The organism is Chryseobacterium sp. PvR013 (assembly GCF_017833095.1).
Taxonomy (GTDB): domain Bacteria; phylum Bacteroidota; class Bacteroidia; order Flavobacteriales; family Weeksellaceae; genus Chryseobacterium; species Chryseobacterium culicis_A.
Map to the genome: position 1 here is coordinate 4,002,853 of NZ_JAFIBT010000001.1, position 21,473 is coordinate 4,024,325.

The 21,473-nt window shown below is 37.3% G+C and carries 20 protein-coding genes; 12 read left to right on the plus strand and 8 right to left on the minus strand.

The window, feature by feature from the left end; translation table 11 throughout:
* Window positions 1–18 precede the first annotated feature (18 nt).
* From JOE44_RS18275 to JOE44_RS18315, 9 genes are all read left to right on the plus strand, one after another.
* Window positions 19–3,072, plus strand: a complete 3,054-nt coding sequence (locus tag JOE44_RS18275; protein ID WP_209786681.1) for a reprolysin-like metallopeptidase — start codon at window positions 19–21, stop codon at window positions 3,070–3,072.
* A 138-nt stretch (window positions 3,073–3,210) separates the two neighbouring features.
* Window positions 3,211–5,331: a methylmalonyl-CoA mutase gene (scpA, locus tag JOE44_RS18280; RefSeq protein WP_209786682.1), complete on the plus strand. Its 2,121-nt coding sequence runs from the start codon at window positions 3,211–3,213 to the stop codon at window positions 5,329–5,331.
* Window positions 5,332–5,485: 154 nt separating this feature from the next.
* Window positions 5,486–6,361, plus strand: coding sequence for a M28 family peptidase (locus JOE44_RS18285; protein ID WP_245169808.1), 876 nt, complete (start codon window positions 5,486–5,488; stop codon window positions 6,359–6,361).
* 408 nt (window positions 6,362–6,769) lie between these two features.
* Window positions 6,770–7,504 (plus strand): hypothetical protein, encoded by a 735-nt coding sequence (locus tag JOE44_RS18290; protein WP_209786684.1) that lies wholly within the window; start codon window positions 6,770–6,772, stop codon window positions 7,502–7,504.
* 28 nt (window positions 7,505–7,532) lie between these two features.
* Entirely contained in the window at window positions 7,533–8,924 is a 1,392-nt protein-coding gene (locus JOE44_RS18295; RefSeq protein ID WP_209789250.1) for an RtcB family protein, read from the plus strand.
* 83 nt (window positions 8,925–9,007) lie between these two features.
* Window positions 9,008–9,553 (plus strand): hypothetical protein, encoded by a 546-nt coding sequence (locus JOE44_RS18300; RefSeq protein WP_209786685.1) that lies wholly within the window; start codon window positions 9,008–9,010, stop codon window positions 9,551–9,553.
* Between the two features lies 1 nt (window position 9,554).
* Window positions 9,555–10,253, plus strand: a complete 699-nt coding sequence (gene prfH / locus JOE44_RS18305; protein WP_209786686.1) for a peptide chain release factor H — start codon at window positions 9,555–9,557, stop codon at window positions 10,251–10,253.
* Entirely contained in the window at window positions 10,240–10,761 is a 522-nt protein-coding gene (locus JOE44_RS18310) for a hypothetical protein (RefSeq protein ID WP_209786687.1), read from the plus strand. Before prfH ends, JOE44_RS18310 begins: the two co-directional genes overlap by 14 nt.
* A gap of 86 nt (window positions 10,762–10,847) precedes the next feature.
* Window positions 10,848–13,397 (plus strand): T9SS-dependent M36 family metallopeptidase, encoded by a 2,550-nt coding sequence (locus JOE44_RS18315; RefSeq protein ID WP_209786688.1) that lies wholly within the window; start codon window positions 10,848–10,850, stop codon window positions 13,395–13,397.
* 75 nt (window positions 13,398–13,472) lie between these two features.
* Here JOE44_RS18315 and JOE44_RS18320 read toward each other — a convergent pair whose 3' ends face one another.
* Complete coding sequence (locus tag JOE44_RS18320) at window positions 13,473–13,760, minus strand: c-type cytochrome (RefSeq protein WP_209786689.1); 288 nt, start codon at window positions 13,758–13,760, stop codon at window positions 13,473–13,475.
* A 20-nt stretch (window positions 13,761–13,780) separates the two neighbouring features.
* Window positions 13,781–14,074 (minus strand): cytochrome c, encoded by a 294-nt coding sequence (locus JOE44_RS18325; protein WP_062676044.1) that lies wholly within the window; start codon window positions 14,072–14,074, stop codon window positions 13,781–13,783.
* Window positions 14,075–14,273: 199 nt separating this feature from the next.
* Here JOE44_RS18325 and meaB point away from each other — a divergent pair, with 199 nt between their 5' ends.
* Window positions 14,274–15,266: a methylmalonyl Co-A mutase-associated GTPase MeaB gene (meaB, locus tag JOE44_RS18330; RefSeq protein WP_209786690.1), complete on the plus strand. Its 993-nt coding sequence runs from the start codon at window positions 14,274–14,276 to the stop codon at window positions 15,264–15,266.
* Here the strand turns inward: meaB and JOE44_RS18335 are convergent.
* Entirely contained in the window at window positions 15,263–15,811 is a 549-nt protein-coding gene (locus JOE44_RS18335) for a DUF4251 domain-containing protein (protein WP_209786691.1), read from the minus strand. The genes meaB and JOE44_RS18335 overlap by 4 nt on opposite strands.
* A 105-nt stretch (window positions 15,812–15,916) precedes the next feature.
* Here JOE44_RS18335 and JOE44_RS18340 point away from each other — a divergent pair, with 105 nt between their 5' ends.
* Together JOE44_RS18340 and JOE44_RS18345 are read left to right on the plus strand one after the other, a co-directional pair.
* Window positions 15,917–16,723 carry a M48 family metallopeptidase gene (locus tag JOE44_RS18340; RefSeq protein WP_209786692.1) on the plus strand — a complete coding sequence of 269 codons (807 nt, stop codon included), beginning with the start codon at window positions 15,917–15,919 and terminating at the stop codon, window positions 16,721–16,723.
* 86 nt (window positions 16,724–16,809) lie between these two features.
* Window positions 16,810–17,121, plus strand: coding sequence for a hypothetical protein (locus JOE44_RS18345; protein ID WP_105684091.1), 312 nt, complete (start codon window positions 16,810–16,812; stop codon window positions 17,119–17,121).
* A gap of 36 nt (window positions 17,122–17,157) precedes the next feature.
* Here JOE44_RS18345 and JOE44_RS18350 read toward each other — a convergent pair whose 3' ends face one another.
* From JOE44_RS18350 to JOE44_RS18370, 5 genes are all read right to left on the minus strand, one after another.
* Entirely contained in the window at window positions 17,158–17,769 is a 612-nt protein-coding gene (locus JOE44_RS18350) for an outer membrane beta-barrel protein (RefSeq protein ID WP_105684092.1), read from the minus strand.
* Complete coding sequence (locus JOE44_RS18355; RefSeq protein ID WP_047428831.1) at window positions 17,753–18,568, minus strand: ATP-binding cassette domain-containing protein; 816 nt, start codon at window positions 18,566–18,568, stop codon at window positions 17,753–17,755. The genes JOE44_RS18350 and JOE44_RS18355 overlap by 17 nt, the downstream gene beginning before the upstream one ends.
* Window positions 18,568–19,320 (minus strand): ABC transporter permease, encoded by a 753-nt coding sequence (locus tag JOE44_RS18360; RefSeq protein ID WP_209786693.1) that lies wholly within the window; start codon window positions 19,318–19,320, stop codon window positions 18,568–18,570. The genes JOE44_RS18355 and JOE44_RS18360 overlap by 1 nt, the downstream gene beginning before the upstream one ends.
* A 103-nt stretch (window positions 19,321–19,423) precedes the next feature.
* A complete protein-coding gene (locus tag JOE44_RS18365; RefSeq protein ID WP_209786694.1) occupies window positions 19,424–20,794 on the minus strand; it encodes an exopolysaccharide biosynthesis polyprenyl glycosylphosphotransferase in 1,371 nt (456 codons plus the stop codon).
* 43 nt (window positions 20,795–20,837) lie between these two features.
* A complete protein-coding gene (locus tag JOE44_RS18370) occupies window positions 20,838–21,467 on the minus strand; it encodes a 7-carboxy-7-deazaguanine synthase QueE (protein ID WP_209786695.1) in 630 nt (209 codons plus the stop codon).
* Between the last annotated feature and the right edge of the window lie 6 nt (window positions 21,468–21,473).

The window sequence follows — 21,473 nt, forward strand, 5'->3', positions numbered from 1 at the left end:
TAAACTAATTAGGTAATTATGAAAAAAAGAATTTTACTAGTGTGTGCCTTGGCTGCTGGACTTTCCAGTCTCCATGCACAGAGGTGGGAACCGGCCTCACAAAAAACCTCTCAAATCAGAAAAGAAGTAGAAGTTCAATATTCTTACAGGTTTGATTTGCAGTCTCTTAGGAATATGTTGAAAGATGCTGTAGAAACAGGAAAAGGAGCTCAGGCTGTGATTGTTTCTCTACCTACAGCGGAAGGAAAAATTGAAAAATTTGCTGTATACAGTGATCCTGTTATGGAAAAATCTATTGCAGACAAATATCAATTGGGTTCTTACGTTGGTGTAGGAGTAGATGATCCTGGAAAATATGTAAGATTCAGTACTGCACCTACTGAGTTGCAGTCGATGATAATCAAAGACGGAAAATTCCAGTTTATAGAACCTATTACTACAGATAAGCAGGTGTATGGTGTTTTCTACAAAACAAACAGAACAGAAAGCGAGCACGGATTTGAATGTTCTACAGAAGAGAAGAACTTTAAAGATATAAAGTCATTAGAAGCTAATGGAAAAAAGACCCTTTCTAATGTAGGAATCACCAGTAGACCCTCAAGTACAAAATTCAGAACTTACAGATTAGCAATTTCTGTTACTGGAGAGTATACTCAATACTTTATGAATTTGGCAGGTGTACCGGCTACGGCTACTGATGATCAAAAAAGAGCTCCGGCACTTGTTGCAATTAACAATACTATGAGCCGTGTGAACGGAGTATTCCAAAAGGATTTTGGAATAAAATTACTTGTTCAGAATTTCCCGAATGTTATCTATACAGATCCGGCTTCAGACCCTTATTCACCAGGTGATGTAGGATCCGAAGGAGCTTGGAATCTTGAACTTCAGAATGCGATTACAGCTCAGGTAACCAATGCCAACTATGACATAGGCCATTTATTCGGTGCTTCAGGAGGAGGAGGAAACGCTGGATGCATCGGCTGTATATGTGTTGATCCAACCACGAGTGTACCTGCAGGTAAAGGATCCGGATTTACTTCACCAGCTAATAGTATCCCAAGTGGAGATGCTTTTGATATTGACTATGTGGCTCATGAAATGGGGCATCAGTTAGGAGGAAATCATACATTTTCAAATAAATCTGAAGGAAGTAATGTTAACGTAGAACCAGGAGGAGGAACTACTATTATGGGATATGCAGGGATTACAAGTGATAATGTTCAAATGTCTTCAGATGCCTATTTCCATTATAAATCTGTAGATCAGATTTTAACGAATTTGGACGGCAAGCCTTCCACATGCGGTACATCTGAGACAATCACGAACAACACGCCGCCAGTAATAGCAGCACTTACCTCTTATACAGTGCCTAAAGGGACTGCTTATTATCTTGATGCTTCAGCAACAGATGCAGAAGGAGATGCTATTAATTACACTTGGGAGCAAACAGATAGTGTTACCGGACTGGCTTCAATTTCAGGAGACACGGGATGGGGATACAATACACAGGGTGCATTAACAAGATCCCGCTTTGGAACAAGTAGTGGAAGAAGATATTTCCCAAGCTTTCCACTAGTTATGAATGGAATTCTTACGAACAAAACTGATGCAGCAAATAATCCAAATCCAAATTGGGAGACTGTATCTTATATTCCTAGAACTCTAAGTTATGCTGTAACGGTCAGAGACCAAAATGCACAAAGACCAATGTTGTCTTCTTCAGAAGTTAATACAGTCATTGGAAACGACGGACCTTTTAAATTTAATGGTCTTACTACATCATCAGTTCTGTATAAAAATGCCAATAACATTATTCAGTGGGAAGTAGCCAATACTAATACAGCTCCTTATAACTCACCTAATGTAAAGATTGATTATACTTCAGATAATGGAGCAACCTGGACAGATTTAGTTGCTTCTACACCTAATACAGGGAGCTACACAGTACAAATGCCAAATACAATTACGACACCAATTAAGTTGAGAGTATCAGCAATTGGTAACGTTTTCTATGCTGTTTCTCCTCAAGTTACTGTTGCAGATGCACCTACATCTACAACTGCGGCTCCAACCGGACTTACAACAATAAGCACAGAAGTGTTCAAGACAACAGCCAGAGCATCATGGAATAGCGTAACCGGAGCAACATATTCTGTTAACTATAGAAAACAAGGGACATCAAACTGGTCAAATACAACAAGTACAACAAATTCAGTGGTATTAACAGGTCTTGAAGATGAAACAAATTATGAAGTGCAGGTTGCAGCTGTTGTAAACAGTGTTCCTGGTGCATTCTCCAATAATTATGTATTTAAAACAAACGGCTTAAAGACCGGAATTGATTACTGTATAATGAATTCAGGAACATCTTATGTTGGAGCTATTAGAAAAGTAACAGTTTCAAATCTTGTTTATGATGATCCTTCATTAAGATCATATAAAGATTTATCTGAAGATCCTAGTAAGATTGTCAATTTGGTTCAGGGAACTACGTACGCTATTACACCTGTAGTAAGACAAGCATTTAGCAGTTCCAACGTTCCTTTAAATCTTTCTGTTTGGATTGATTATAATAGAAATGGAGTATTTGAGATATCTGAAAGAATAATTAGCCTTTCCGGAGGTGTTCCTGCAGGAAGTGTAAGTTTTGGAGCACAAAACTTTACAGTACCTTCAACTACATATGCTGGAGATAAGCTTCTAAGAATGAGAATTGTTACGAAGTATAATACGGCTGCTTTAGCAAGTGCATGTGGAGACATCACAACAGGAGGAGGTTCAGTAATGGATCTGCCTGTAAAAATTACAAGTACTCTTGCTGTAAACGAAACAAAAGATGTAAAATCATCTGAAATTTCAATTTATCCGAACCCTGCAGATACTTTCGTAGAAGTGAAAAATCTGAAAGGAAAAGCAGACTATAAAATCTATACTGCTGATGGAAGATTAGCTCAGGAAGGACATATTGACGGACAAAGAATTAATGTAGCTTCATTAATCAAAGGTATGTATGTAATCACGATAAAAGATGACAAAAATACTTACAATACGAAGCTTATCAAAAAATAAGCATACTATTTACTAATAGGAAAGGCCGGGCATTTGCCCGGCCTTTTTCTTTTCATAAATTTAAGGAAAACAGAACGTTAACAGAAGTTTCATGTTTCGCTCAAAAAAATTAACTTTACGGGGACAAAAATAATTGGAATGCGAAAGACAATTTCTGTGAAAAAACCGGATTTTAATGTATCAGCTCAGGAAAGAGAGATTTACAATTTTGAAAAAGACGGACTTGAACTCAAATCATCCTATGAAAAAAAAGATGTAAAAGATGAATCATTAACGCAGACTTCTCCAGGAATTGCACCCTATCTTAGAGGTCCGTATTCCACCATGTATGTTCAAAAACCATGGACAATCCGTCAGTATGCCGGATTTTCTACAGCTGAAGAATCCAATGCATTTTACAGAAGAAACCTTGCTGCAGGCCAGAAAGGACTTTCAGTAGCATTTGACTTAGCAACACACAGAGGATATGACTCTGACCACTCAAGAGTAGTAGGAGATGTAGGAAAAGCAGGAGTGGCTATCGACTCTGTGGAAGATATGAAAATCCTTTTCAATGAAATTCCCCTGGATCAGATTTCAGTATCTATGACTATGAATGGAGCTGTACTTCCTATTTTGTCTTTTTACATCGTAGCGGCAGAAGAGCAGGGAGTAAATCAGGATCAGCTTTCAGGAACGATTCAGAATGATATCTTGAAAGAATTCATGGTAAGAAATACCTACATTTATCCGCCGGCACCTTCCATGAAGATCATCGCAGATATTTTTGAATACACTTCGCAAAACATTCCAAAATTTAACTCCATTTCTATTTCCGGATACCACATGCAGGAAGCAGGGGCTACACCAGTACTGGAAATGGCTTACACCCTGGCAGACGGTCTTGAATATGTAAGAACAGGAATAAAAGCAGGAATGAACGTAGACGATTTCGCTCCAAGACTCTCTTTCTTCTGGGCAATCGGGATGAATCATTTCATGGAAATTGCTAAAATGCGTGCCGCAAGATATATCTGGGCAACCCTTTTAAAACAGTTTAATCCTCAGAATCCAAAATCTCTGGCATTAAGAACCCATTCACAGACTTCCGGATGGTCTCTGACAGAGCAGGAACCTTTCAATAATATCACAAGAACAGCTATAGAAGCTTTGTCTTCAGCATTAGGAGGAACGCAGTCTCTTCACACCAATGCGCTGGATGAAGCCATTGCCCTGCCTACAGACTATTCAGCAAAAATTGCAAGAAATACACAGATCATTCTTCAGCAGGAAAGCGGAATATGCGATGTTGTAGATCCGATGGGAGGAAGTAATCTTGTAGAAAGCCTTACTCAGCAAATGATTGAAGAAGCGATGAGGTATATTGATGAGGTAGAGCAGGAAGGTGGAATGACCAAAGCTATTGAAGCCGGAATTCCAAAAATGAGAATTGAAGAAGCTGCCGCAAAAAAACAAGCGAAAATTGACAGCGGAGAAGAATTCATTATTGGGGTCAATTCATTCAAATCCTCATTGAAACAGGATGCAATAGAAATCCTGGACATCGATAATACAGAAGTTCGTAGAAAACAGATTGAAAGATTAAATACAATCAAAACAGATCGAAATACCGAAGCTGTTGAGCAGATTCTCAATGAAATCCGTAAAAGTGCTCAGACAGGGAAAGGAAATCTTCTGGCATTATGCATCGAAGCAGCAAGAAGAAGAGTTACCCTTGGAGAGATGAGTGATGCCATGGAAGAAACCTTTGGAAGATATAAAGCAAATATTAAAACAATCTCTGGTGTATACGCTATGAATGCCGGTAAAAACGAATACTTTGAAAAAGCCCTTAATCTGACTCAGAAATTTGAAGAAGAAGAAGGACGCCGCCCAAGACTTATGGTCGCCAAAATGGGACAGGACGGTCATGACAGAGGAGCAAAAGTGGTGGCAACAGCATTTGCTGATATGGGATTTGATGTGGATGTAGCTCCTTTATTCCAGACACCGGAAGAAGTGGCTAAACAAGCTGTAGAAAACGATATTCATATTTTAGGAGTATCATCATTGGCTGCAGGACACAAAACATTAGTTCCTCAGGTAGTAGAAGAATTATCCAAACTGGGAGCCGATGATATTACCATCGTTGTGGGGGGAGTAATTCCTCAGCAGGATTATGAATTCCTTTATGCCAATGGTGCAGACTTTATTTTCGGGCCTGGAACCAACCTTCCGAAATGTGCAGTAGAAATTCTGGAAAGATTTTTAGAAAAATAAAAAGAAAAGTTTTAATTTCATCACAGAGATTAAAAGATACTCCATGAATCTAAAAAATATAATAAAGCCTACGAGGAAAAAAATGTTTCTTCTCGTAGGCTTATTTGTTATTACAGGTGTCTTCTTGCTGGGTTCAGGGAAGAACAATAGATCAATGCAAAGCTCGAAGGTTGTTGCAGATACTGCTTTGGTTAAAAAGCATTTGACCGCAATGACCCAAACTCCACAATTTAGAAACCATAAAAATATAGACCAGCTGAATGCCATTGCAGACTATATCCATCAGACTTTTAGTACTTATGGTGACAGCACTGCTTACCAGGAATACAAAGTTGATGGAAAAATATATAAAAACGTTATTTCATCCTTTGGAACAGAAAATAAGAAGCGGATCATTATAGGTGCTCATTACGATGTTTGTGGAGATCAGCAGGGAGCAGACGACAATGCCACAGGAGTTACTGCTCTTCTGGAACTCGCAAGAATGCTTAAAGGTCAAAAACTGAATTACAGAGTAGATCTTGTTGCCTATACCTTGGAAGAACCTCCTTATTTCAGGACTGAAAATATGGGAAGCTATGTCCATGCAAAATATTTAAAAGACAATAAGATCGATGTCTATGGAATGGCCAGTGTAGAAATGATCGGTTATTTCAAAGATGAAAAAGATTCCCAGAGTTTTCCTGTAGGTCTTCTTTCCTGGATATATGGTGATCAAGGAGATTTCATTACATTGGTGAAAAAAATCAGTGGAGCAGGTCCTTTTGTAAGAAATTTCATAGGTAATTTTAAAGATTCAGGACAGATAAAAACAGAAACCTTCTCAGCCCCAAAATTTGTAGCAGGAATAGACTATTCCGACCATCTGAACTATTGGAATTTTGACTTTCCCGCGCTCATGATCACGGATACTTCCTTCTTCAGAAATAAAAATTATCACGAACCCACGGATACGCTGGAAACGCTCGATACAAAGAGAATGACAAAAGTTATTGACGCCATTTTTCTCAGCATTATTCACCTTAAGTGAAAAAAATATTTTGATTCTCAGAAAAATTTATATATTTGCACCTGAAAATCAAGTTTAACCAAATAAAAACAACGAAGCAATGTTCAGAACTAAACAGAATTCTACAGTTGGATTACCCCTTATGGTGGTAAGGCTTCGCGGTTTGGTACATTCTTAGAATAACAGTACAATGAAATATCAAAACCCGAAGTCGTAGAGATTTCGGGTTTTTTATTGCGCAATATTTCAAACTCCCAAGTTTACCCGAAATCTTTTTTAGTGTCATTACAGACATGACAGGAAGAGGTATATTCCTCAGAACTGTTATGGTCTATTATTAATCCATTCAACTAGTATTTTAGTTGATTAAAAGTTGCGTGAGATAAAATAAATAAACTTTTACGATCTCACATCATACTTCTGTTAACAATGGAAAATGATAACCTTCTGTTTTCCCGCCTGAGAAGTGCAAGAAGCAGAAAAAGAACAATTAGAAAAGATGTAGAAAAACAGATCAGAAAAAAATATCGACGTAGTGATAAACTTAGGGATATCAGACGAAATACCCCATGGATTCCTTTGGATAAGCCTTATCAAAGAGGATTTGTAAGATTCTTTGTAGTAAGAGAAGATGTAATGAGATCTAAATACGGAGAGTTCTTTGAAGGAATTCTGAAGAAAATCAATACTTACATGTATTCTGAAAGCAGAAAATTTCTTAAAAAGAAAAGAAAATCCGGAAGAAGAATCTATGTGGAAAGAGAACAGAAGCTCAATAGAGTTTCAACATATGCCTGGAATGATCCGAAATTCGGACTTACACCAATGGAAAGGCAGTATTTTTTGCAAAAAGAGGAATATTGCCCTTTAAGGAAGAGGTATGATATTTACTACGAATTCATTGAACCATGGAGGTTTATCCTTAGAATAAGACCCAATATGATTACCCATTATAAGCCTGTAGATTTCGAACTTGAAAAAGAATATGCAGAGCTGGAGTCCTATTTGAGACAACATAAGGTTGCTGGGATTATCCATAAAACAATATATGGAAGGCCAAGTTCATGGAAGATGAAATACAAATCTGATCAAAATGAAAGTACAAAATATTTTCACTACAAAATGTCTGCAACAGAGATTGCAGAAAGCTTACTGGACGTATGAGTCCAAACTGTTATTTAAAACAAAAACAATGGGAAATTTAAAACTAAAAGGAAAAGATATATTAAAACTGGGCTATCCAAATAATCAAAGCGTAAACGTAGCATTGGAAGTCATGAAAAGAAATTTTGCAACAAAGAATATTCACCACGTAAAATCTCTTTTAAAGGAAATCCTGCTGAATCCGGAGGAATTTGAAAAAGATCTCACCTTCGGACAAATTGCAGAAACCCTGCTTTCATCCAAAAAGACAGAAAAAAGAATGCTGAATTCACAGCGTGCTTCATTTCAGATTTTTGGTAACAATATCTCTGAAGAGGCGAAAAATCAGTTGTATACTGCTTTGAAGCTGCCTGTTTCTACTCAGGGAGCATTAATGCCCGATGCCCACAGCGGTTACGGACTTCCGATAGGAGGAGTTCTGGCAGTGGAAAATGCTGTAATCCCTTACGGCGTAGGAATGGATATTGGCTGCAGAATGAGCCTCAGTATTTTGGATACACCGGTTTCATATCTTGAAGGAGCAAGAGATAAATATGAAAAAGCGCTTGCTGAACATACAAAATTCGGAATGTATGAAACGCATAAGTCTCACATTGATCATGAGATTTTCGAAAGAGATACATTTGATATGATCCCGATCTTAAGAAGATTAAAGGGAAAAGCAATCAAACAGATGGGTTCTTCAGGCGGAGGAAATCACTTTGTGGAATTCGGAGAAGTGGAAATCACTGAAGAAGATGAGCAAATTGGTCTGCCAAAAGGAAAATATCTGGGAATCCTTTCTCATAGCGGCTCAAGAGGTCTGGGAGCGGAGATTGCCCAGTATTACTCAAGAGTGGCAACAGAACAATGTCCATTACCAAAAGAAGCTCAAAACTTTGCCTGGCTGGATCTTAGTACCCACTTGGGATTGGAATATTGGACAGCAATGAATCTTGCCGGAGATTATGCCTCTGCCTGTCATGATGATATTCACAGAAGGCTGGTAAAAGCTGTTGGCGGAAGGGTAAAAGCCAAAATTGAAAACCATCACAACTTTGCCTGGAAAGAAATCCATAACGGTAAAGAAGTGATTGTTCACCGAAAAGGGGCAACTCCTGCCAATGAAAATGAACTGGGGATGATTCCCGGATCCATGACGGCAAAAGGATTTATAGTCCGTGGAAAAGGAAATCCTGAATCCCTGAATTCAGCATCACATGGCGCAGGAAGAGCGCATTCAAGAGGAGAATGCAGAAGCCTTTTCACTCAGCATGATATCAAAAAAGAACTGAAATTGAAAAATGTAACCCTGATGGGCGGAAATGCAGAAGAAGCCCCTATGGCCTACAAAGACATTAATGAAGTGATGAATGCACAGAGCGAACTGGTAGATATTCTGGGAACTTTCCAGCCGAGAATTGTGAGAATGGACAGATAATTGGGTTGATGGTTTATAGTTATCAGTTGAAACACCGGCTGTCAACTATAAACTCTCAACTTTTAATTTAAAAAAACAAAAAAATGGGAGCACCACATAACATAAAAAGATATGGTGAAGTCTGGCCGGAATTCAGAATCCGGTTAGGACTCGAAATTTTAAATACATTAAAAGATAAAATCATTATATCAGGAGGCTGGGCATGGCATTTTATGTCGGAAAAAGGACATACAGAATACAAACATGCCCACGATCATAAGGATATTGATGTTTTTGTAAAGAAAGAGAATGTTGCAGACGTGGTTATCATTCTTCAGCAGGAAGGATTTCAGAAAGTCTGGACCCGATATGACCATCTGCCGAGTGAGGAAAATTTTCGCAGGTACGAAAAAACGGTTGAGTTGGAAAATGAAAAGGTCTGCAGAATTACCATTGACTTCTTTGAAAAAGATGATCTTGAGACTATTGAAGCCAATGGTTTTACTGTTGTGAAACCCAGTGTTTTACTTTCTTTTTACAGAAATATCCACTCCAGCGACAAATGCTGGGCAGTAATGGCTGCAAAAAATTTATTAGAAAAAGGAATAGATCCGGTAGGACATCCTTTATTAAGCAAAATGCCAACATAAAATGGAAAAATTAATACAGATCACTTCAGGAAGAGGGCCTTTAGAATGCCAATGGGTAGCAGCCAAGGTGCTGAAGACCTTTCTTGAAGAGGCAAAACAAAATACAATAGAATACGAAATCATTCATCGTGAGAACGGTGATGAGAACCTGACAGTAAAATCAGTGACCTTGCTTTTAAAAGGGAAAGATCTAAGCCCGTTTTTAAAAAACTGGCTGGGAAGTGTTTGCTGGACAGGGAAAAGCACATTCAGGAAACTGCATAAAAGAAGCAATTGGTTTATCGGAATTTTTGAACTTGAAAATATAAAAATGATTGATTTCAATGAAAAAGATATCCGGTTTCAGACCGCCAGAAGCCAGGGAAGCGGAGGGCAAAACGTAAACAAGGTGAATACCGCGGTACGGGCTACCCATATTCCTACCAATGAGACTGTTTTTGTACAGGACTCTCGTTCACAGCTGGAAAATAAAAAGCTATCCATTATCAGATTAAAAGAAAAAGTAATGGCGGTTTATATCCGGCAGCTGGAAAGAAAGCTGAAAGATACTTGGTCTCTTCAGATGCAGGTAGAACGCGGAAATCCGGTTCGGACATTTTCAGGAACAGATTTTAAAAAGAATTATGAAGACAAGACGTTCAAAAAACAAAGGAATGCCTTGAAAAATGAATTAAAAAACTACAACAATGACCTTAACTAAAAATAAATATTATTTTGAGGCCTTAGATAATTATCCATACAGCCTTCCGTCATGCTTAGAGGCATTAAACTATGCTTTGTCATATGATCCGGAAGATGCAGACAGCCTCTGTCTGATGGGAAGAATTTATAGTGAAATACTGTTTGATTATGAAAAAGCTAAACTGTATTTCGAAGAAGCGATGCAATGCAATATTTCTAATCTGAATACACCGCAATATCATATCAAGTGTCTTTTAGACAATGAAGACCTGGATGATGCAGAAAAACTGATTGACTATTCTTTAAAGATAAAAGGCATAGATAAAAGCAGAATCCTTATCCATCAGTCTTTACTGTTTGAAATCAGATTAGAATATAAACAAGCTTTGAAACCTTTAAAGCTTGCCCGAACATTTGCCTATGATCAATGCATGCTTGATTTCTTAAAAAGCAGAGAAAAATTTATAAAAAGTAAAATGTCACAGAAAAATAAGAAAAAAATAATTGAAAAAAAGAAAAACCATTAATTAATTTTACTTTTTGATAAAAAAAATCAAATTAACATTTCGATATCGCAAATAATTTATAGTTTTGTTATGTAAAAACCAATCTTATGAACAAAAAATTATTTTTATTACCTGTATCTGTAGTGTTTCTTTTCTGTTTTGGGAAAATAAATGGTCAGAACTCCAACAGGCTTATTCAGGATTATTATCAAAAAAGTGGAAAGCTAAACCAAAATAAAGTGGGCGTTATCATTCTGAACGAAGATATGTCCAATAGTTTAGGGGCAAATATTGTGAATGTACAGCAGACTTATAACGGACTGAGAGTATACAATGCATTGGGAAAAGTCATCATTAAAGGGGATCAGATACTCTCTGAAAATAATGACTTCAGCAGAAATATTGTTGCTGCCAGTACAGCAAAAGTGCATGATAGATTTTCAGATGCCCTTCTTAAGCAAAAACTGGGATTAAGTGCTATTTCAGATACAGACTATTTGCCTGATGTCTATTTTGAGAAGAATGGTAAGTATATTCTGGCTAAAGAACTGTTTGTTTCAGATCAAAATTCTTCAGATGTGTGGCATGTACTTGCTGATGCTGAAAGTGGAGAAATACTCACTAAAGATAATATGACGCTAAACTGCAGCTTTGAAGATCACGGCCATTCTCATGAAGCTGTATCCAATGAATGGGAGAAAACATCAGCAGGGGAGAATCAAAGTAAGCTGTTAAATGCTCTGTGGGCACCTACAAATGCGTCTTATAATGTTTTTCCATTGCCAGTGGAAGCTCCTACGTTTGGGGCTCGCGCATTGGTAAATAATCCGTGGGACTTAGTTGCATCACCGGAAGGCTGGCATTCTGATGGAACGAACAGCTATACCAATACAAGAGGAAATAATGTATATGCATATTCAGATCAGGATAATACGAATAATCCGGGATATTCCCCGGACGGAGGAAGTTCCCTCTCTTTCAATTTTCCTTTTGCCGATGGGAGATATGATAATCCTATAACCTATAAAGATGCCGCGATTACCAATCTGTTTTACATGAATAATAAGATGCATGATATCTTTTATAAATTCGGATTTACAGAAGCCGCCAGAAACTTTCAAACGAATAATTTTGGAAAAGGAGGTATACAGGGAGATGCTGTAAGAGCTGAGGCTTTTGACGGAAGCGGTCTTAATAATGCCAATTTCGCTGCAGGCTATGAAGCGGTCATTAGTGGAACTACTTATCTTTCTGTACCAAGAATGCAAATGTATCTTTGGGACAGAACACAGCCAGCCAATGATCCTATCTTACGATATCAGTATAATGCTCCGGCTGCTATTGTAAACCGACCTAAAGTGGCAACCGGAGGGGCGAGTTTTGGCCCTCTTCTGTTAGGTGGCCAAACGGTAACAGGAGATCTGAAAATTGCTACACCGGATGATGCCTGTACAGCTCTTGCAGCAGGAAGTATGACAGGAAAAATAGGAATTGCCAAAAGAGGAACCTGCAGTTTTGCCACCAAGGTTAAAAATATGCAGCTTGCAGGAGCTTTGGGAGGAATTATCTATGATCCTAATAATGTGGATCCTATTTCAATGGGGGGAGATAATGCCGTGACAGGAATTACCATTCCTTCCATTATGATGGGGAAAACAGAAGGCGAGTATATTGTAAATCAAATCAATACAGGAGAAACTGTCAATACAACATTAAATTTCGACTATAATGGCTTTAAACATTCCAGTCTGGATAATGGAATCGTTGCCCATGAATATGGACATGGCATTTCAAACAGATTAACAGGGCAGGGATATAGCTGTCTTCAAAGTGCTGAGCAGATGGGTGAAGGATGGTCAGATTATTTTGCTTTAATGCTTACAACAAGACCTGGAGATACATCAGCGCTGGCGAGAGGAATTGGAACCTATACAAGTAGCCAGCCTATTACAGGAGGTGGTATCAGACCTGCCAAATATTCACCAGACTTTAGTGTAAACAATTATACGTATGGCAAAACCAATACTGTTTCAGGACCACATGCCATTGGGTTTATCTGGGCAACAATGTTGTGGGATCTTACCTGGAAGTACATTGAAAAATATGGATATAACAGTGATGTCATGGCAAGCAGTATTTCCGGAAATGCTAAAGTGCTGCAAATAGTAATGGACGGACTGAAATTACAGGCTTGTAACCCTTCATTTATTGATGGAAGAAATGCAATTCTTCAGGCTGATGCTGTAGGTAATGCAGGTTTGGATAAATGTATGATATGGAACACCTTTGCTAAAAGAGGTCTAGGGGTAAATGCTTCAGCAGGAAGTAGTTCTGCGGCTAATGATCAGGTGGAAGACTTTACGGTACCGCAAGAATGTATTACGGCACTGGCCACTCAGGATGTTAAACTTTCAGATCAGAAATTTATTATTTTTCCTAATCCTACTTATGATGAATTCTTTGTAGGAAATATAGACAAATCTTCTAAAGAAGTTAAGATCAGAATGTTTGATATGTCAGGAAAACTGATATTCTCTGATACCAGAGAATCAGGTTCTAAAAAAGCCATTTCTACTCAGGGATTCCAGAAAGGAGTTTATATGGTTCATATCCAGCAGGGAGAGAAAGTTCAGGTTGAAAAACTAATGGTAAGATAAGTTGTTAAGTACTATTTTCAACAAAAAATACCCTTGATATATTACAAAAGAAGGCCTCAAAAATGAGGCCTTCTTTTATTTCTTATTTACAGAGATCAGATAATCATACACCATTTGATGCTGGTCATCAGTTAACTTAGCCTTTGGAGCCATTCTGCTTAACGTGTTGATCCATCCCTGGTTGTCATGCTTGGTAGGTTCTGGCAGCTTATGACATTTTGCACAGGAATTTTCAAAAATGGTTTTTCCTTGTGCCAACTGCTCAGATGAGGTATACTTTGGCCCTGTAACAGCCACACTTTTTGGCCCGCAGGACACCAGAAATGCTGATGCTGCGATACCGGTTAAGATGAGTTTTTTCATACCATATTTTTGTTTGATGATTACTTTTTCACAGAAACAATATAATCATACACCCATTGGTGCTGTTCGTCCGTCAGTTTTGCTTTTGGAGCCATAGAATTCATGATTCCTACCCATTGTACAGGATTGTGTGAAGCAGGATCCGGTAATTTATGACATCTTCCACAAGAGTTTTCAAAAATAGTTTTCCCCTGAGCAATCTGTTCTGCAGTAGATGTAGATGTTCCTGCAGTAGTGGCGGATGTAGAAGCTTTCGGCGTACAGGAAACCAGCAAAATAGCAGTAAACGAAGCCGCAGCGATGAGTTTTTTCATGTTTCTTCTTTTTGATATATAACAAATGTAATAAATTCCTTAAGCTGTTGATACAGGGCGTTCTAGTTTTAATTTAGAAGAAATAAAAATTGAATTCATGAAAAATCGTTAATTTCCAATGAAAACAATTTAGATATTTTGTCTTATCATTATGAGCGGGCTATTGACCATTCGCATTTTAATTGTTAATTTTGAATTAATGAAATTTACTACAGAAGAGTTAATAGAAGGAATACAGTCAGGAAATAAGCGCCTGATTGCAAAAGCTATTACATTGGTTGAAAGTAAAAAAGCAGAACACAGAGTACAGGCAGAAGAACTATTGAAGAAAATGATGCCTCTTACCGGAAATTCTGTGAGAGTAGGAGTAACAGGAGTTCCCGGAGCCGGAAAATCCACTTTTATAGAAAACTTTGGCCGCTTGGTTATTGCTCAGGGTAAAAAAGTAGCTGTTTTAGCAATTGATCCCAGTTCGGCAATCAACAAAGGAAGTATTTTAGGGGATAAAACCAGAATGGAAGAACTTGCGAAAGAAGAGAATGCATTCATACGTCCTTCTCCAAGCTCAGGTTTTTTGGGTGGAGTAGCCAATACTACCTTTGAAACTATGATGATCTGTGAGGCAGCAGGATATGATTATATTTTGATAGAAACGGTAGGCGTAGGGCAGTCAGAAGTATTGGTTGCCGATATTACCGATGTTTTCCTATTCCTTAAAATCATTGGTGGTGGAGACGAACTTCAGGGTATAAAAAGGGGAATCATGGAAATGGTAGATCTTATTTTCATCAACAAAGTAGATCAGGACAATCTTCAGAAAGCCAAAAATACAAGACTTGAATTAAAAAGAGCGCTGGATTTTATTCCACCTAAAGAAAAAGGATGGAAAATCCCAGTTTTATTAGGCTCTGCCCTTTACAATGAGGGATTACAGGAAGTTTATGATACAATTTTCGAATTTATTGATCTGAAAAAGAAAAGCGGACGTTTTGAAGAAATTCGTGTTCAGCAGGCTGAAAAACGCTTCGAATACTGGGTTCAGGAATATATTTTATCACTGATGAAAAAGAGCGATGCAATAGAGGAAGCTTACCATATGCATAAAAAAAATGCTTCAGCTATGGTTTCGAATCCAAGTACTGAAGCAAAATTATTTGTTGAAAAATTTTTATCTAACGAAAAAAGAGATTAAAGTTTCTCTTTTTCCTGTTTTACCTCTGTTTTAGAAATATATCCGTCATAAGTAATGGGCTGTCTGTCGCTACTTCTTACAGAAACGAAAGCTTTACCGTTTTTAAAGACTTCAATATTAAGTTCATCAACATTTCTTGCATCTTTAGGCTTGAACTTTAAAGTCCAGGTTCCTTTTTTATTTTGAGTTTTAGTTACTGTAAAATCTTTGGAAGTAAATCGGTAACTGTTATCACTTGCTCCTCCATAAGTTGGATTGAACATCCTTCCAAAATAAGGAAGCACTACATCCAGCGTATTTTTGCTTACATCAATGGTATACTCTCCATTGAGATTAAGTACTCTCGTTGCAGTAGAATTAGGCATTGAGTTCAACACATTAATAACATCATAATTCGTCGGGTTGGCTCTTTGTGCATAAAAAGTAAACTCCTGAGAATCTATCAAATTATCTACTGTTTTCGGATCTAATGATCCTTGTGAAGCACAACTCTGAAAGAAGAACAGGAATCCAAAAATCGTCAGTAAAGAAATATACTTTTTCATAATGAGATAATTATTAAATTTAGACAGCAAAATGTATGCAAATATATTCTTTCTGGAATATTTTGGAATAAAAATTGTTAAGGTTGAATTATTAACACTCAAACTATGAAAGTTACACATCTATTTGGAATAGGAGCTATTGCTCTGTCGGCTGTTGCCTGTACTACGAACCCAATTACTGGAAGATCGTCTTTACAGCTGGCCAATAACTCGGAAATTTTAACAATGTCTTCACAGGAATATAGAACGACATTGTCTAAAGGTAAAGTAATTACCGGTACGGCAGATGCAAAGAGAGTGGTAAATGTAGGGAACAGAATTAAAAGCGCTGCAGAAAGATATTATCAAAGTATCGGTAGATCAGCAGATCTTGCCAGCTACAGCTGGGAATTCAATCTTCTGCAAAGCAGTGAGCTGAATGCCTGGTGTATGCCTGGTGGTAAAGTAGCCGTTTATACCGGAATATTACCGATCACAAAAGACGATAACGGTCTTGCAGTGGTAATGGGACATGAAGTTTCCCACGCGCTGGCAGGCCATGGAAACGAAAGAATTTCTCAGGCAATGGTAGCTCAGTATGGAGGTGCAATCCTGGGAGGAACCATCTCAAACTCACAATGGGCAAGTGTTTTCCAGAAGGTATATCCTATTGGTTCACAAGTGGCTTTATTGAAATATGGAAGAGGTCAGGAATCTGAGGCAGATGAAATGGGTCTTTACCTGATGTCTATGGCTGGATATGATCCAAGAGCGGCTATCCCTTTCTGGAATAGAATGGAAGCTGCATCTTCAGGAGCAAGACAGCCGGAATTCTTATCTACCCACCCAAGTCCGGAAACCAGAATTTCAGATATCAATAAAGATCTTCCGAAAGCTTTAGAATACTATAAGGCTGCGGGAGGAAAAATATAATTAGAATTTTAATCTTGAGTAAGGCCTTATTAAATTTTTAGTAAATTTGGTAAGGCTTTTTTATGTAACCACCTAAACACAATATTATGAAGAGTTTATCAATTACCGGACTTATACTTTTAGCTGTTTCAGCATTACTTTTCTATTTAACGACTGATTTTGCCGTAGAACAAATAAAAATCTCTCATATTATGGGAATCATGGCAGGAGTTGGGATAGGGCTTATCATTGGAGGAATGGTAGGGTATTTAAGTAAGGGAAGCGCTATCAAAGAAGAACAGAAGAAAAAAGAATTCAAGCAGCTACAGAAAGATAAAGAAGAGCTTGAAAAGCAGGCTGCAGAAATTGCAAAACGTCAGGCTGAACTTGAAAATCAAAATAAAAACCCTCAAATTTAAATTTGAGGGTTTAAAGTTGTTATTTTCGATAATTCATTAGAATTTATATCCTAAACCTACCATAAACAGGTTAGGTCTGTTGTCATACCTGATTTCAGAACCGGAAACTTTATTGATGAAATTTCTTTCGTCTTTACTGAAAGCTCCTTCATATCTTGCATTTACAATAAGCTTTTTAATTTCAAGCTGCGCACCAAACTGGTATCCTACTGTAAAGTCATTTTTAGCATTTTCTTTGAAATCATTGTAAGTATTGTCTTTGTTTAAGTTAAAACTTCCAACGGGTCCTACAAAAACTCCCAGCATATTCCCCAAAAGATTATATCCTAAAAGAACGGGAACATCAATACGGTTGCTTTTTACATCAAAAGTAGTGTTCTCTGTAGTAAACTCATTTTTGAAGTGAGTATAATAGATTTCAGGCATCACGAACAATGAAGTAGGAAGTCCTACTTTTAATGAAAGTCCCACGTTAAAACCTACATTATTTTTACCTGTTCCATCAATGGCATCATTCACTGTTCCTTTGATATTGGACCATGAAGGTGAGCCTGTTGGAAAAATTAAGTTAGCCTTACCTGCCAGTGAAATCTGCGCAGAAGCCCACATTGAAAACCCTAATAACGCTATACTAAGTACCTTTTTCATTATCGTCTATTTTTGTATTTGTAGTTTCAATCGTTTTATTATTCTCAAGTAAATATTCTCTCAGCTCTTTAAATAGTTCTGAAGAATAAACGAAATCAATCAGATTTTTATTGCCTGCAGTAATCAGAATGTCTTTGTTGCCTTCCCATTCTTTGATTCCCAGTCTTAGGTATACAATTTTCTCGCCAATCGTCATTACAGAGTTCATATCGTGGGTATTGATGATGGTTGTAGTATTGTATTCTTTTGTGATTTCATAAAGAAGATCGTCAATGATCTTTGAGGTATACGGATCGAGTCCGGAATTGGGCTCATCACAGAACAGGTATTTGGGATTATTTACAATAGCTCTGGCAATAGCCACCCTTTTTTGCATTCCTCCTGAAATCTCGGACGGATATTTTCTTTCCGCTTTGTCAAGATGTACTCGTCCTATTACTTCAAAAACTCTTTTCTTTTTTTCTCTGTAGGTAAGGTTGGTAAACATATCCAGAGGAAACATAATATTTTCTTCCACAGTTAAGGAATCAAATAAGGCACTTCCCTGGAATACGGTTCCGATTTCTGAACGAAGATGCTGTTTTTCATCTCTCGTCATGGTATTGATATCCTTACCATCAAAAAGGATTTCTCCTGAGGAAGGCATATAAACATTCAATAAACTCTTTAAAAAAACAGTTTTTCCGGAACCACTCTGCCCAATGATTAAGTTTACTTTTCCTTTATCAAATGAAGTTGAGATTCCCTTCAATACTTCAACATCATCAAAACTTTTCTTAAGATCTTTTACCTCAATCATCAGCTTAATATTAATTGGGTTAAAATTAGTTCAGAAATGATAATGAATACCATTGTCCATACCACGGCCTGCGTACTTGCTCTACCAACTTCCAGCGATCCTCCTTTTACATTGTATCCGAAATAAGAAGGAACTGTTGCAATGATAAAGGCGAAAACGATTGTTTTGGTAAATGCATAGTAAATAAATAAATTCGGCATATACATTTGAATACCAACGATATAATCGTTTTCTGTCCAGTTTCCTGTTAAAATCCCGGCAATATATCCACCACCAATACCAAATACGATACTGATAGCAATAAGAAGGGGATTAAACAGCATACAGGCGATAATTTTAGGAAATATCAGAAAATTGGGTGAGTTTACTCCCATGATATCCAATGCATCAATCTGTTCGGAAACTCTCATAGTTCCAATACTTGAAGCAATATAAGAACCTACTTTACCCGCCAGAATAAGACTGATAATGGTGGGTGCAAATTCCAGAACCAAAACCGCTTTCGTAGCATATCCTACAAATGAAGGCGGAATAGGAAAAGAAGAAGCATCAAAGTTGTTGAACATCTGAATAGCCACTACAGCTCCAACAAATATGGATGTGAAGATGACAAGTCCGAAAGAATTTACTCCCAAATCATTAATTTCTCTCATGAACAGCTTCCAGAAAACCCTCATTTTCTGAGGTTTCTGCAGGGATTTTCCCAAGAGGATAATGTATTCCCCTACTGCTGTGAAAAACTTTTTTAACATACTGCTAAATTAGACTTTTTTATTTAATTGGGCTACAGTCAAGAATAAGACTAAAGCCTGTTTTTGTGTTAAAATTATTTCAATATAAACCTTATTCGGTTTATTATTTTGCATTTTTATCTCCTCCTATCACCAATAAAACGGTTTTCAAAATAATAACCAGATCGAGTACAAAACTCCAGTTTCTTACATAGAAAGCATCGGCCAGAACCCTTTTTTTCATCTCTACTTCCACGTCTCCGAAGTCACCACGCAATCCATTCACCTGAGCTAATCCCGTAATACCAGGATTGACCATGCTTCTTAAGCTGTATCTTCCGATTTTGGGTTTATAATAATTGTCGACAGCCAGCATATGCGGACGCGGACCTACTACAGACATTTCACCCTTCAATACATTAATGAATTGGGGAAGCTCATCAAGACTGGTTTTTCTTAAAAATCTACCCACTTTGGTAATCCTGGAGTCGTTTACTGAGGTGGTTTTAGTTGTAGATTCATCATTAACAACCATGGTTCGGAATTTAAAACAATGAAAGACTTCTTCATGAAAACCATATCTTTTCTGAAGGAAAAAAACCGGACCTTTGGAAGTGGTTTTGATTAAAATGGCAATGATTGGAAATACCCATGAGCAAATTAAAACCAATATAATGACAGAAAAGAAAATGTCGAACGTTCTTTTCATCAGGAAATTAGAATAATAATCTAAGGGATATCTAGCCTGATTCAGTACTGGCTGAGTCTGTATATATCCAAGATCATACAAGAAAAAATCACTTTGTGTGATACTTGGAATAAGTGAAATATGAATCTTATTATCTTCTGCCAGTTTGAAAAGTTCATTCTGAATCCATTCATCATAGGAATTTTCCAGAGATAAAAACAAAGTATGAATCCCGTTCTTTTTCCAGAAAGCAACCAGTTCATTAATATTGATATCAGAATTTTCGTATTCAAATATCCTGTATCCGTAATCTTTACGTTCTGTGAAGATATTCTTAAGAATCTCTGTAGAATGATTATCTCCCAAAAACATTACATTTCTGTAGTTGGCTCCAAGGGATCGTAAGTATTTGATGGCGAAATAGACCAGCGATTTTGCCAGGAAAATAGAAATAAAAAGATAAAGGGAAAGCCAGTAAATATCCGAATTAAAAAATACATTATAACTTACCTTTCCTATAAGCAGTACGCCAAGTATAAAAAAGAGGAAATGGATTAAAAGGCGTTCAAGAAACAACGTATAAGTAAGGTTCCTCGGAATATTGTATATTTTTGTCCTACCACTCAGGAGCACCCAGAACAAAAACAACAGAATCAGAGAAAAACTATTCTGATACCAGGTTTCTTTATTGTATTTTAAACTTTCGTTTCTGCTTATAAAAAAGAATATGAAGATAGATGCAATAACCATGAGGTCAAGCAACATAATGATTGATTTCAGGTATCTAGAGTATCGAATTCTCTGCATCTATCAGTATTATAGCGGATAAGCCCGGCTAATTTACACTTTTTTACGGTATATTCAGATATTTGTGCGTCTGAACAGAAGCCTGCCATTCCGGATTTTCCAGGATAAAATCTGTTATCTTAGGATACATATCATCTCTCTTGCTCCATTCACTCTGAAGATAAAGCTTACAGTTTTCAGAAACTTTTGAAGCCTGTTCCTGAGCAAACGTAAAGTCATGCTGATTGAAAATGATTACTTTAAGCTCATGGGCCTTTTGATAAATCTCTTCTTTAGGCAATCCTGTTTTCTTTGGCGAAAGGGTGATCCAGTCCAGCTGTCCGCTCATAGGATAAGCTCCCGAAGTTTCGATATGTACTGTACATCCCAGCTCTTTCAATCTGGAAGTCAATATATCCAAGTTCCACATTAGAGGTTCACCACCCGTAAGAACAATTGTTTTACAATGTTTTGCAGCTGTTTCTGCAATTTCTACTGTATTCATCAGAGGATGGAGTTCCGGATCCCAGCTTTCTTTTACATCACACCAGTGACATCCTACATCACAACCTCCCAGTCTGATAAAATAGGCTGCTTTTCCGGTGTGTGCTCCTTCTCCCTGTAAAGTGTAAAAATGCTCCATTACAGGGAGCATTTTACCTTCTTTTAATAAAATATCTTCTTCTTTATTCATTTTAAA